10 protein-coding genes are annotated in these 13,322 nt (G+C 72.2%); 5 read left to right on the top strand and 5 right to left on the bottom strand.

What is annotated here, in order from left to right; all coding sequences use genetic code 11:
• Positions 1–60: 60 nt before the first annotated feature.
• The 3 genes from ACFQV6_RS08220 to ACFQV6_RS08210 form a co-directional block, all read right to left on the bottom strand.
• Positions 61–522 carry a DUF2231 domain-containing protein gene (locus ACFQV6_RS08220; protein WP_378026748.1) on the bottom strand — a complete coding sequence of 154 codons (462 nt, stop codon included), beginning with the start codon at positions 520–522 and terminating at the stop codon, positions 61–63.
• Between the two features lie 72 nt (positions 523–594).
• Positions 595–1,836 carry a threonine/serine exporter ThrE family protein gene (locus ACFQV6_RS08215; RefSeq protein WP_378026747.1) on the bottom strand — a complete coding sequence of 414 codons (1,242 nt, stop codon included), beginning with the start codon at positions 1,834–1,836 and terminating at the stop codon, positions 595–597.
• The gene (locus ACFQV6_RS08210; RefSeq protein WP_378026746.1) at positions 1,833–3,080 is read right to left on the bottom strand and encodes a threonine/serine exporter ThrE family protein; all 1,248 of its coding nucleotides are present in this window, start codon (positions 3,078–3,080) and stop codon (positions 1,833–1,835) included. Before ACFQV6_RS08210 ends, ACFQV6_RS08215 begins: the two co-directional genes overlap by 4 nt.
• Before the next feature lie 112 nt (positions 3,081–3,192).
• On the opposite strand from ACFQV6_RS08210, the gene ACFQV6_RS08205 reads away from it, so the two are divergent.
• From ACFQV6_RS08205 to ACFQV6_RS08190, 4 genes are all read left to right on the top strand, one after another.
• Complete coding sequence (locus ACFQV6_RS08205) at positions 3,193–4,698, top strand: MFS transporter (RefSeq protein WP_378026745.1); 1,506 nt, start codon at positions 3,193–3,195, stop codon at positions 4,696–4,698.
• The gene (locus ACFQV6_RS08200) at positions 4,695–5,813 is read left to right on the top strand and encodes a M24 family metallopeptidase (RefSeq protein ID WP_378026744.1); all 1,119 of its coding nucleotides are present in this window, start codon (positions 4,695–4,697) and stop codon (positions 5,811–5,813) included. Before ACFQV6_RS08205 ends, ACFQV6_RS08200 begins: the two co-directional genes overlap by 4 nt.
• Positions 5,814–5,818: 5 nt before the next feature.
• The gene (locus ACFQV6_RS08195) at positions 5,819–6,721 is read left to right on the top strand and encodes a hypothetical protein (protein ID WP_378026743.1); all 903 of its coding nucleotides are present in this window, start codon (positions 5,819–5,821) and stop codon (positions 6,719–6,721) included.
• Between the two features lie 216 nt (positions 6,722–6,937).
• Positions 6,938–9,010, top strand: a complete 2,073-nt coding sequence (locus tag ACFQV6_RS08190; protein ID WP_378026742.1) for a LuxR C-terminal-related transcriptional regulator — start codon at positions 6,938–6,940, stop codon at positions 9,008–9,010.
• Here the strand turns inward: ACFQV6_RS08190 and ACFQV6_RS08185 are convergent, their stop codons facing one another.
• Positions 9,011–10,765 (bottom strand): ABC transporter ATP-binding protein, encoded by a 1,755-nt coding sequence (locus tag ACFQV6_RS08185; RefSeq protein ID WP_378026741.1) that lies wholly within the window; start codon positions 10,763–10,765, stop codon positions 9,011–9,013.
• On the bottom strand, positions 10,762–12,450 hold the full coding sequence (locus ACFQV6_RS08180) for an ABC transporter transmembrane domain-containing protein (protein WP_378026740.1): 1,689 nt from the start codon (positions 12,448–12,450) through the stop codon (positions 10,762–10,764). Before ACFQV6_RS08180 ends, ACFQV6_RS08185 begins: the two co-directional genes overlap by 4 nt.
• A gap of 196 nt (positions 12,451–12,646) precedes the next feature.
• Here ACFQV6_RS08180 and ACFQV6_RS08175 point away from each other — a divergent pair, with 196 nt between their 5' ends.
• Entirely contained in the window at positions 12,647–13,258 is a 612-nt protein-coding gene (locus tag ACFQV6_RS08175) for an HAD-IA family hydrolase (RefSeq protein ID WP_378026966.1), read from the top strand.
• Positions 13,259–13,322 lie beyond the last annotated feature (64 nt).

The raw sequence follows: 13,322 nt of genomic DNA, 5'->3' as shown, positions 1-13,322 counted from the left end.
CGTTCCCGTTCCACGAGATCGATCCGGCGGCATCATCGGTGTCCGCGAATGCCCTCCGCCTCATCCCTGGTGAACGGTTCGGCGCCTCTCCGGCCGGCTCATCGGTGCGTAGGGATCACCGAATCGGCCGCCGTACCAGGCTCCGAACGCCGCGAGGGCGAGCCCGAGCACCTCGACGATCAGCAGGCCGGAGTCGGCGACCCGGTCCGCGGTGCGTACGCGCATCAGCGTGAGCACCGCGAACAGGATCAGCACGCCCACGTCGATCAGCAGGCTGAGGAACGCGATGCGCGCGGCCACCGGACTCCGGGCACCGGCCGCCTCGTACCCGCCGGCCAGCGCCGCCACCACCCCGCCGATCAGCCCGGCCACGATGTTGCAGAAGGCCAGCGTGCCGACCAGGTGCGGTGCTCCGAGCAGGCTGGCCACGTCGAAGAGGAACGCCATCGTGAACAGGCCCAGCGGGAACATCAGCAGCAGCGGCTGCACGGCCTGACCGGACAGCCGGAGTCGGCTCTGCATACGGCGGTCCCCCTGGCCGGACGGTGTGATCACCAGACCCCTCCAGCCTGGGCGGTACGGGCTGTAAGGGGGTCATCCCGGACGGGTGATTGGGTGTTCCGGGGGGTGAACCCGCCCGGCCGGCCCCACCGCGGCGGCCGCCACGAGCATGCCGACCGCGATGGCGACGAGCAGGCCGACCATGTCGGCGACGCCGGCCACCCCCTGGATCGGGTGGCCGCCGATCCAGCTCTCCAGGCCGCGCAGCCCGTGCGAGCCGGGGGTCAGCACGTAGAACGCGCCGAGGTAGAGCACGTACGACGGTGGCAGCCCCGGCCTGCGGCCGAGCAGCAGGGCCACCGTCATCATCACGACCGCCCCGGTGAATGTGCCGAACGGGTCGTCGAACGCGCGGGTCGCCACCTCGGTCACGGCCGCGGTGAGCAGGATCAGCCCGAGCGCCCAGCCGAAGTCGCGCGGCGCCATCGAGAACGTCAGCATCACACCCACGGCGAACAGCACCCAGCCGGCCCAGACCCCGAGCGGGCCCAGGTTGCCCGGCACCGGCACGTCGAACAGGGCACTCTGCGGCACCTGCAGCACCACCGTGGCGACCAGGGCGCCGAAGGCGAGCACCAGCAGGACGACCGAGCTGTAGACCAGGCGGGCGGCGCCGGCGGTCATCCGGTTGTTCGCCAGTTCCAGGGCGGCCGCGGTGATCGCGTCGCCCGGGATGAAGAAGAACAGCGCCGGGATGATGAGCTGGATCGGGCCGCCGTCGAGCAGACCTCGCTCGTGGAGGATGAGAACGACGGCGGAGACGAGCAGGGACGCGAGGAAGGGCGAGACCAGCACGAGCCGCCGGTGCCCGGCCCCGGCGACGACCAGGACGCCGACGAGCAGCCCGGTCAGCGCCGAGACACCCACCTGCTGCCAGGTGGCCTGCACCGAGATGCCGAAGCCGACGGTGAACGCCATCAGGCCGAGCACCTGCCAGGGGCGGCTCCAGCGGGGCGGGAGAGCGCGGATCTCGGCGAGCCGCCCGGCGGCCTCCCCGGCCGTCAGCCCGTGACCGTGCACCTCGGCGAGCAGGGTTTTCATCCGGGACACCTGGTGCAGCGGCGGTACGCCGGGCTCCCGGGAGTAGGACAGAGTTCTCCCGTCCACGCTCAGCAGCGCGCTGTCGGCGAAGAACGTGACCTCGACGGTCCGGCCGTAACAGGCGGCGACGTCCCGGACGATGGCCTCGCACCTGTCCGTGCCCTCGAAGCTCGACCTGAGCAGCCACTCGGTCAGTGAGCCGAGCAGATCTTCGACCGCACGCACCTCGATCACGCAGGCTCCTTGAACACCGAGCGTTTGAAAGCACGGTAGAGCGGATGGCCGCAGAGCACGCCGAGTGCCACCGCGACCATCGAGCCGATGGCACCGACCAGGTCCTCCGCGCCGCGGACCGTCGATTGGCCGAGGTACTCCGTCACCCCGATCAGGGTCAGCGCGCCCGGCACCAGCAGCCAGAAGCCTGGCAGGAACGACACCAGGGCGGGTGGGCCGGACGGCATCCGCTCGACCAGGTACGCGACGATGGTCAGCGCCAGGGCGCCGACGAAACCGCTCAGATAACCGCCGAACATCAGGTTCCCCACGTACTGGCCGATCCAGCCGGCGTAGAGCACCAGGCACAGCCAGCCGAGCGAGCGCGGTGGCCCGGCCAGCATGAAGTAATTGCCGATCCCGACGATCAGCGGCCCGAGCCAGGTGGCCCACCAGCCGATGGTGTTCACGGCGACGTCGGCGGGCGCTGCCGGCGGCGGTACGCCGACCACCTGCGCCGCCCCGATGATCCCGAAGGCGAGCAGCAGCAGCTGAAGGATGCCCGCCACCAGGCGGCTCGACCCGGTCACCATCTCGTACGCGGACAGTTCCACCACCGCCATGGTCAGCATGGCCCCGGGCAGGAACGTCGCCAGCGGTGCCACCATGGCTCGCAGGTCCGCCTCGTTCCAGCCGGTGTTGGTGATCAGGAAAGTCAGCCCCGCGACGGTGAAGGCGGCCACCACCGGCATGATCATTTGAACGCTGGGCCAGCGGGCACCGGCCAGTTTGAAGACGCCGACGAGCACACCGAACAACCCGGCCAGCAGCAGGTCGGCCCAGGTCGGTATCAGGATCATGCAGATGCCGACGGTGAGCACGGCGTGCCCGGTCACCCGTACCACCGGGCCGAAGCGGGGTGGCATGGCGACCAGTCGCCGCACCGCCCGGCTGCCCTCGGCGGGGTCGATCCCGGCGTGCTCGGCCCGGTAGAGCAGCCGGTAGAGCTCGGCAGTCTGGTCCAGCCGCAGCCCTCCGTACAGTTGCCGGGTCGGTTCCTGGGTCGTGGGGCGCGACGCGTCGAGCGACACCACCAGGAAGGTGGGGAACACGCTCACCCGGGCGTCCGGTGCCCCGTATGCGGCCGCCACCCGGACAAGACGGTCCTGGATCTGGTTGACCGCCTCTCCGGCGACGGTGAGCGCGCTGCCGAGGTAGAGCAGGAACTCCTGCAACTCCCGTTCCGAAACGGTGGTCTCCGCCATACGCCGGAAAAGTAGATGTTTTCGGCGGCGGCGGAATCATCCGGCGCGAAGGATCCCGGCGCCACGGCGAGCGGGAAGTCTGAGCCGGACCCCGACACGAAGGAGCCGCCTCATGTCCACGACCGACACCAAGGCGAAGGCGGCCGGTCTCGGGGTGTTACTCGCGGCGTGCGTCTCGGCGCTTGTCGTCAACGCCAACACGTCGGCGGTCACCATCCTGCTCCCGGCGATCAGCGAGGACCTCGGCGCCCCGATCGCCCAGCTGCAGTGGGCGGTCACGGGTTACATGCTCGTGGGCGCGGCGGTGATCGTCACCTCCGGCGCGCTCGGTGACGTCTTCGGCAGGCGGCGGTTCTTTCTCCTCGGGCTGCTGCTCTTCGTCGCCTCGTGCGCGCTGATCGCCCTCTCCACCGGTGCCGAGGGGGTGATCATCGGCCGCATGATCCAGGGCGCGGCCGGATCGACGATCCTGGCCTGCGGGATGAGCCTGCTCTCGGTGGACTCCTCGGGCACCGAGCAGATGAAGGCCATCACCCTCTGGGGCGCGGCATCAGCGATCGGTGCGGCGGCCGGGCCGCTGATCGGCGGGGTGCTCGTCGACGCAACGGGCTGGCAGGGCCTCTTCTGGATCGACGCCGCGATCGCCGCGGCCTGCGTACCGTTGACGATCTTCACGGTACGGGAGTCCCAGGACCCGGACCGGCCGCGTTCGATCGACATGCTCGGGACCGTCCTGGTCGCGGTCGCCCTGGTGCCGCTCGTGCTGGCGCTCAGCGAGAGCGGCGACTGGGGCTGGATCTCCGTGCCGACCATCTCCTGCCTGCTGCTGTCGGTGCTCGGCGCGGTGGGTTTCGTGGCCGTCGAACGGCGGGCCGCCGCGCCGCTGGTCAACCTCGAGCTGCTGCGCAACCGGGTGCTGGTCGGCGCGACCCTGGCGATCCTGCTGGTGGCCGGTGCGATCAACGCCCTGATGTACCTGTTCAGCCTCTACTTCCAGGACCCCGCGACATTCGGGATGACCCCGCTGGAGGCGGGCCTGGCCACCCTGCCGGCGGCAGCGGCGATGATCGCGATCACTCCGCTGATCACACCGCTAGCGGTCAAGATCGGATCACGGTACGCGGTGGGGCTCGGCTTCGGTCTCGCCACAGTCGGTGCGGTCGCCCTGGTCTTCGTGAAGCCCTCGTGGGCGTACGCCGCCTTCGTTCTGCCGTTGATCCTCATCGCGGTCGGGCTCGGTTTCGCCAACGGCCCCGCCTCGTCGGCGTCCACCTCGGCCGTCCCCGCGGCCGAGGTCGGGCAGGCGTCCGGCATCTCCAACATGGCCCGCTACGTGGGCGGATCGCTCGCCGTCGCGGCCGCTGCCACCGTTTCCACGGCAGTCACCGACGGTCGTACCCAAGCTGGTGAAACCACATCGGACGCCCTCGCCGCGGGCCTGGCCGGCGCCTCCGTGCTGCTCGCGGTCATGTCCGCGGCCGGTGTCGCGCTCGTGTTGCTGATGGGCCGGCACCGTGCGGACAAGCCCGGGGCCGTCCACCTGGCCGCAGCGGCCGCCGCCAGCACCCACACCATTCCCACCCGGCCGGTGCCGGCCACAGGAGGAGATCGACGATGACGGTTCGCCCGTTCACGACCAAGGACTACGCCCGCCGGATGGAACGCGCCGTGTCCCAGGCCGCCGGGGCCGGGCTCACCGGGGTGCTCGTCACGCCGGGGCCGGATCTGGTGCACTTCACCGGGTACCGGCCGACCGCGATCACCGAGCGGATCACGCTGCTGGTGCTCGACGCCGACCACGACCCGCATCTGATCGTCCCGGTGCTCGAGCGCCCGGACGCCGCGGCGGCACCGGGCGCGGCGGCTGTCACGATCACCGACTGGGCGGACGGCTCCGACCCCTATGCCGCGGCGGCCCGCCTGCTCGACCCCCGTGGCCGCTACGCCCTCTCCGACTCCGCGTGGGCCCTGCACCTGCTGGCACTGCAGGAGGCGCTGCCGGAGTCCCGCTACACCTCGATGACCGCGACCCTGCCGATGCTGCGCGCGGTCAAGGACGCCGACGAGGTGGACCGGCTGGCTGCCGCGGGTGCGGCCGCCGACGCGGCCTACGAGCAGATCGTTCGGGTACGGTTCGCCGGCCGCACCGAGACGGACATCGGCACCGAGCTGGCGGGCCTGCTGCGCGAGCACGGGCACTCCCAGGTGGACTTCACCGTGGTGGGCTCGGGGCCGAACGGCGCGAACCCGCACCACGAGATGGGCGACCGGGTGATCGCCGAGGGCGACATGGTGGTGCTGGACTTCGGCGGGCTCAAGGACGGGTACGGCAGCGACACCACCCGTACTGTGCACGTCGGCCCGCCCACCGAACAGGAGCGTACGGTCTTCGAGATCGTCAGGCAGGCGCAGCAGGCCGCGTTCGAGGCGGTCCAGCCGGGAGTCGCCTGCCAGGACATCGACCGGGCCGCGCGCAAGGTGATCGAGGACGCGGGGTACGGCGAGTACTTCATCCACCGCACCGGGCACGGCATCGGGCTGACCACGCACGAGCCGCCGTACATGGTGGCGGGGGAGCGGCAGCCGCTGGTGCCGGGGATGTGCTTCTCGATCGAGCCGGGGATCTACCTTCCCGGGCGGTTCGGGGTCCGCATCGAGGACATCGTGACGGTGACCGAGAACAGCGGCCGGCGTCTCAACAACACCAGCCACGAGCTGCGGATCGTCGAGTGACTCCGATGCCCCGCTTGCTGACCGCCGTGATGGCGGGGGCTCTTCTGCTGGGGGTCGCCGCCTGTGGGGACGGCGGGGAGGGTGTCTCGCTGCCCTCGATCGATGTCTCCGTGGATCGCACCGCGCAGGAGAGGCCCACGCCGGAGAAGACCACCAAGGAAGAGCCCACCGAGGAGGAGCCGGCGGAGACCACCCGCCCGACCCTCACCCGTGACCCGGAGACGACTCGGCCCGCCGAGACCACCGAGCCCGCCGAGACCACCAAGCCCCCGGAGACCACCAAGCCCCCGGAGACCACCCGGCCCGCAGAGACCGACGATCCCGAGCCGACCAAGACGGAGGAGACGCGGGAGGAGCCCACGCCGGTGGCGACCACCACGGCAGCCTCGGCGGCGGCCGTACCGGTGTCCGAAGAGGACTCCGGCGGCTTCCTCGGCTGGCTGCTGCTGTTTCTGCTGCTGGGCGGCGCGATCGTGGCCGTACTGATCAACCGCTCCCGCCGGGTGGCGGTCTGGGACGCCGAGGCCGCCGGTCTCGCCGCCGAGACCCGCAACCTGACCGGGGTACGCCTACCTCCGGTCCTCACCGCGCCCACCGCCGGCGAGCGGGGCCTGGTCTGGCCCCCGGTACGCGACGACCTGCTCGACCTCTCCGCCCGGTGGGGTGCTCTCGCCGCCCGCTCTGTCGACGGTGCCCAGCAGGCGACCGCTGGCGGCGCCGCCATCCTGGTGCGCGACCTCGTCCCGGCGATCGACGCGGAGAACGAGGCGCTCGCGGCCGGGCGTGACTGGCGGATGCTGCGCCCGCAGGTGAACTCCATCCTGGACACCCTCACCGCGACGCTCCAGCCGCGGCCCGCACCGGGCGTACCGCCACCCGGCCCCGGTCCCGCGCCCTATCCGGCCTGATCGCCGGTCAACCCCTAGCCATCGACGCTCGTGCATGATCATATGTCGCCTATCCGCCACAGCGCACGCCACACGACGGCCGGCGCGTAGGTTCGGCTGTTGTGATGGACGACCGGTAATCCCGGGTCCGCCCTCACCCCGGTCTGGTCCATCGGTGATCGCGGGGGTGATCGACGAATGACTGTGCCGCTGCCTCGTGCCCCAGGGGAATACCTGGTGGCAGGGTCAGGGCGTCCCGTCCCCGCGCAGCCTCACCTGCGGCGGGCACGCCTGCACGCCCTCCTGGACGCCGGCATCCGGCACCCGGTGACCGTCGTCCGGGCGGGAGCCGGGTGGGGGAAGACCACCCTGGCCGCGGCCTGGGCGGCGGAGCGTGACGACGTCGCCTGGCTGACCGTGCGGCACCGGCACGCCGTCGCCACAACCTTGCTCGCCGAGGTGGACGCGGCGTTGCGGGCGATCGGAGCCGAACTGCTGGGCAGCGGCTACGGGATCGACGCCGTGCTGGTCATCGACGATCTCCACGTGCTGGACGGCTCACCGGCGTCCGCCGCCCTGATGGCGCTGCTCGCCGAACCGCCGGCCGGCCTGCGCCTCGTCCTGCTGAGCCGGACTGAGCCGGCCCTGCCCGCGGGCTCACGGCGGATCACCATCGGCGTGGCCGAGCTGGCGCTCGACGCCGCCGAGACCGCCGGCCTGGCCGTCCTGCACCCGGGCGCCGAGCCCGCAGACGGCGACGGCTGGCCGCTCGGCCTTCGCCTGGCCGCCGAGCCGGACGGCACCGGCGCGACCGACGACTACCTGTGGAGTGAGGTGATCGCTCCGCTGCCGGACCGGATCCGCCGTTTCCTCCTGCGCACCAGCGTCACCGACGAGATCTGCCCCTCGCTGGCCGAGTCGCTCACCGGCGACGCGGACGCCGCGGCGGTCCTGGCGGAGCTGAAACGGGCCACGGGTTTCGTGACGGTCCGCGACCCGGAGCACCCCTGGTTCCGCTACCACGACCAGCTGCGGAGCACGCTGCGCCGGCGTCTGGAGCGGGACTTCCCCGACTCGGTGCGGCACCTGCACGGCCGGGCCGCCCGCTGGTACGCCCAGGAGCGCTCCGCCCCCGGCGCGCTGCACCACGCCGCCGAGGCCGCCGACTGGGTGTACCTCGGCGAACTGATCGCCGGGCTGGCGGTCACCCAGATCGTCTCGGCCGACCGGCGGACCCTGGTCCGGGTGATGCAGCGGATCCCGCCGGAGGCCCTGCCCACCACGCCGGAACTCGCCCTTTGCGCCGCGCTGCTGATGTTCTCCACCGGGGAGTTCGCCGCGATCCCGATCTGGGTGCGGCGGACACGCGCCATGCTGACCAGCCGTACCGCCGCCGACCGCCTGGCGGTGGAGGTGGCCCTCGACGTCCTGGAGGTCGGCACGTTCCACCGCGTCCGTGGCGACATGCCGAAGCTGATCGAGGTCACCACCGACGTCCTCAGCCGGTTGCGCACGGTCACCCCGGAGGAGTTGCCGCTGCTGTTCGCGTTGCGGGCGGTGGCGATGAACAACAAGGGAGTCGGTCTGCTCTGGTGCGGTGATCTGGGACGGGCCCAGCGCTACCTCTCGTCCGCCGCGCGGTCCGCGCGGGTGACCGGCATCCAGCTGGTCGAGTTGAACGCGGTGGGGCACCTGGCGCTGCTGGCGTACATGCGGGAGGACTTCTGCGCCGCCGAGCGTCATGCGCTCGCCGCACGCGGCCTCGCCGAGCGGCTGGAGATCACCACCACGGTGCAGGCGGCCACCGCGTACGTGACGCTCGCCCTGCTCGAGGTGGACCTCGGCCGGATCGCCGGTACGCAGGAACTGCTCCGCCACTGCCTGCATCTCGAGGCGAACCCGCCGGAGGCCGCCCTCGCCGTGGTCCTCGCGGCGGTCCGCGTCAAGCTGCAGATCGTCGGCGGTGACCGGACCGGCGCCGCGGAGCTGCTCCGGCAGGTACGCCAGGAAGCCGCACCCACGCTCGACGCCCCCCTGCTCCTCCAGTGGCTGGACCGGGTCGAGGCCGCTCTCACGAAGCCCGCCGAAGTGCCGCCGGAGAGGTCAGCGGCGCTCGCCGAGCCGCTGAGCGAGCGGGAGAGCGAGGTGCTGCGCTTCCTGCCGAGCGTGCTCACCGCGCAGGAGATCGCCGGCGCCCTCGGCATCTCGGTGAACACGGTGAAGGCGCACATGCGAGCGATCTACCGGAAGCTGGGGGCCGGCCGCCGTCGCGAGGCGGTGGAGATCGCCCAGGGAATCGGGCTGCTCTAACTATCCGCTCCAGGCCGCCCACAACTCGCTGTACCGGCCACCGGCCCTGAGCAGCTCGGCCGGCGAGCCCTCCTCGACGACCCGGCCCTGGTCCAGCACCAGGACCCGGTCCGCGGCCGCGGCCTGGGTGAGCCGGTGCGCCACGATCAGCGTGGTGCGGCCCGCGGTGGCGGCGGCCGCCGCGCGTTCCAGGTCGCGCGCTCCGGAGCTGCCCGCCTCGGCGGTGGCCTCGTCGAGCACGGCGACCTCCGGCCCGGCCAGGACCAGCCGGGCCAGGGCGAGTTGCTGGGCCTGCGCGGCGGTCAGCCGGTGACCGCCCTCGCCGACGTGGGTGGCGAGGCCGCCGGGCAGCGCCCGGAACCAGCCGGTGGCGCCGACCAGGTCGAGCGCGTCCAGCAGGTCCTGGTCGGTGGCGTCCGGGCGGGCCAGGCGCAGGTCGTCGGCGAGCGGGCCGGCGAAGACGTGCACCTCCTGGCTGATCAGGGCGATCCGCTGCCGGGTGCGGACCTCGCCGAGCTCGTCGAGGGGTGTGCCGCCGAGGCGTACCGTGCCCTCGGACGGCGCGACGATGCCGGCGGCGATGGCGGCAAGGGTGGTCTTTCCGGCCCCGCTGGCGCCGACGAGCGCGACCCGCGATCCCGCTTCCAGCCGCAGCGTCACGTCGGCGAGCACCACGGGCCCGTCGTCGTACCGGTGCTTGCCGACGACGACCTCGAGGGTCGCGACGCCCAACGACTCTTCGATGGACGCCGGGGGAGCGAGCGGCGGCAGCGCGGCCACACCGACCAGCCGGGCCAGGCTCGCACCGGCCTGCAGGATCGTGTCGGCCTCCAGCAGCAGCAGACCGATCGGGTTGAAGAGCCGGTGGAAGTAGAGCGCCGCCGCCGTGGCCGCACCGACCGTGCCCATGCCCTCCCGGACCAGCAGGAAGCCGGCGATCAGCACCGCGGCCAGGCCGATCAGCTCGGACGCGTTCATCCGGGACGCGAACCGGGTGTAGATCCGGAAGACATCGAGCGCCAGGTCGCGGGTGGTCGCGGACCGTGCCGCGACGTTCGCCACGTGCGTTTCCTCGATCCGGTACGCCCGAACTGTCGCCGCCCCTCGGAGAGCACCCGCCAGCGCCTGTGCCCGTTCCCCCGAGGCGATCCGCTCCCGGGCGTAGTACGGCACCGAGCGCGGCAGGTACCACCGCAGCGCCAGGGCGTACGCGGGCGCGGCCACCAGCCCGGCGAGCCCCAGCCGCCAGTCCAGGGCGAACAGCCCGCCGGCCGTGAGCACGACGGAGAGCAACGCCCCCACGAACAGCGGCCCGCCACCGGTGATCGCCGAGGCCACCACCGTCGCGTCGTCGCCGGTACGCGCGACCAGGTCACCGGTTCCGGTCCGCTCCAGAGTGGCCGACGGCAGGTGCAGCGCCCGGTCCATCACCCGTTCCCGCAGCCGGGCCAGGACCGTCTCACCGAGGCGGGCGGACACCGTTGCCCCGGCGGCGGTCAGCACGCCACCGGCCACCGCCGCCACCGCGATCACCGTGGCCCAGCGGACGATCCGGTCGGTCCCGGCACCCGCTATGACGTCGTCGACGAGCCGGCCCAGGACCCACGGCGCGACGAGCCCGCCGGCCGCGGCGGCCACCAGCAGGGCCACGGTGGCGGCGGAGAGACCGGGCAGCCGGGCGAACTCGGATCTGAGTGCCGCCCAGGTCTCGCGGCCGGTCGCGGTCGGTAACAGGGTCCGTGCGGGGCCGGTCACCGCAGCACCGCCTCTCGGTAGCGCGGTTCGGCGGCGACCAGTTCCTCGTGGGTGCCCTCGGCGGTGACCTTCCCGCCGTCGAGGACCACCACCCGGTCCGCGGCGCGCAGCAGAGCCGGGCTGCTGGTCACGATCACCGTTGCCCGTGCCGTTCCGCCTCGTGCCGTTGTCAGGCGTTCGGCCAGGAGGGCCTCGGTGACCGCGTCGACGGCCGTGGTGGGGTCGTGCAGCACCAGGACCGGCGGGTCGGCGGCGACCGCCCGGGCCAGCGCGACCCGCTGCCGCTGGCCGCCGGAGAGGTTGGCGCCCCGCTCGACGAGCACGTGGCCGAGCCCTTCCGGATGGGCTTCGACGACGTCCTCGGCGGCGGCCACCCGTACCGCCGCGAGCAGATTCGGGTCGGCGGCGCCGGTGCCGACGGCCAGGTTCTCGCGCAGGGTGCCCTCGAACAGGGCCACATCGTGCTGCTCTACCAACACCACTCCGCGCGACGCTGTGAGCTGCAGAGACTCCGCCGGGATCCCATCGATGCGGAGCGATCCGCGGTAGTCTTCACGGGCGACGGTGCCGGCCAGCAGGGCGAGGAGGGCTTCGGCGTCGCGTGGGTCGTGGGCGAGGATCCCCACCGTCTCGCCGGCGACCATCCGCAGATCCAGGCCGGTCAGCGTGCCGTACCCAACATCCTGAAGATCGACCCGCACCCCAGCCGGAACCGGCTCGCCCGCCGTGCCCGGCCGCACAGCCGGCGCCGCGTCGAGCACCCGCGCCACCCTCCCGGCCGACGCCCGCGCGGTCGCCAGTTCCTGCACGCACCAGCCCAGCGTCTGCACCGGCTCGGCGATGAACTGCGCCAGCCCGATCACCGCAACCAGCTCACCCACAGTGATCCTGCCGTCGAGGGCCAGCCACCCGGCGACACCCGTGACCGCCGCCAGGAGCAGACCGTTGACGGCGGTGGTCAGACCCAGGTGCAGGCCCTTGGTGTTAGCGGCACGCAGCGTGCTCTTCAGCGCGTTTTCGCTGGCCACGGCGAAACGCCCGGCCGCGTGGTGCTGCGCGCCGATGCCACGCAGCACGCGCAATCCAGCCACGAGATCAACAGCCAGGGCGGTGGTCTCGGCCAGGGCCGCCTGCTGGGCATCGCTACGGCGAGTGAGCAGCGGGGCGAGGCGCTGCAATCCCAACAGCACCAGAGGTACGCCTAGGAGCACCCCCGCTCCCAACCCCGGATCAACCATGATCAGGGCGGTCGCGGAGACCAGCAGAGCGGTGCAGGCGGCCGCGGCCATCCCGACCGTGCGGATGGCCTCGGCGCTCTGGTCGGCGTCCGAGGCGGCGATGCTCAGCAACTCCCCGTCCCGCAAACCCGACCGCTGCCCGCGCGAGTCGAGAGCCCGCTCAGCGATCTTCACGCGGGCGAAGTGCGCCTCGTGCTCTCCGGCGCCGAACGAGAGCCGCGCGCCATAACGCCAGCACATCGCCAGGACGGTGAACAGCACAGCGAGCGCGGCCAGCGACATGACCAGCGCTCCGCTGTCCGACGTCGCCACGGCCCGGTCGATGATCACGCCGATGGTGACCGGAACCAGCGCTTCGGTGGCCTGATGCAGGCAGAGCAGCGTCACCCCACCCACCAGCCGGCGTCGCTGGCGGCGCAGGGCCGGCCGCAGTAGTGGATCCTTCATGCTCATAGGTCAGGCCAGGCTAACCTAACCGCCCGCGCAGTCCTCAACCCGGTTATGCTCGAACAGCGACTTTAATCGTCATCCCGGAGGTGCGGCCTTGCCTTTCTCCTCTCCCTCACCTTCTTCTCCCTCGCCCCCTCCTTCTCCCTCTTCTTCGGCCTCGACCTCCCCCTCTTCTCCCTCTTCTTCGGCCTCACTGTCCCCCCCGCTCGACATCGACGCTGTTCTGTTCGACATGGACGGCACCCTGGTCGAATCCCACGCAGCAGTCGAACGCGCCTGGCGCACCTGGGCCGCCGAACACAACGCCGACCCCGAAGCCGTCCTGGCCGTAGCCCACGGCGCCCCCTCCCTGACCACAGCCCGCCGCTTCCTCCCCCACGCCGACAACGAAACCCTCACCACCGCCTCCACCCGCCAGCTCGCCCTCCAATACGACGACCTCTCCGACGTGACCGCGGCCCCCGGCGCCCACACCCTCCTCGCCACCCTCGCCGCCAAGAACATCCCCTGGGCCGTAGTCACCAGCGCCGACCTCCGCCTCGCCACCGCCCGCCTCACCGCCGCCGGCATCACCCCACCCCTGCTCGTCACCATCGACGACATCCCCCACGGCAAACCCGCCCCCGACGGCTACCTCCACGCCGCCTCCCTCCTAGGCATCCCCCCATCCCGCTGCCTGGTAGTAGAAGACGCCGAGGTTGGCATCCAGTCCGGCCGTTCCGCCGGCTCCCTCACCGCCGGTCTCAACAACCTCCCCTCCGACCTCCCCCTCCCCGCCCTCTCCGCCCTAACCCCCCTCCTCTAATCCCCAGCTGGTCGTGAGCGGGGTGCTTCGGCCGTCGGGCCCCTCTGGGCGCCAGCCGGTCGGC

Source organism: Actinoplanes sp. GCM10030250, assembly GCF_042666575.1.
Taxonomy (GTDB): Bacteria; Actinomycetota; Actinomycetes; order Mycobacteriales; family Micromonosporaceae; genus Actinoplanes.
The sequence above is the reverse complement of the archived record's forward strand: the minus strand, read 5'-3'. Positions and strand labels throughout refer to the sequence as shown.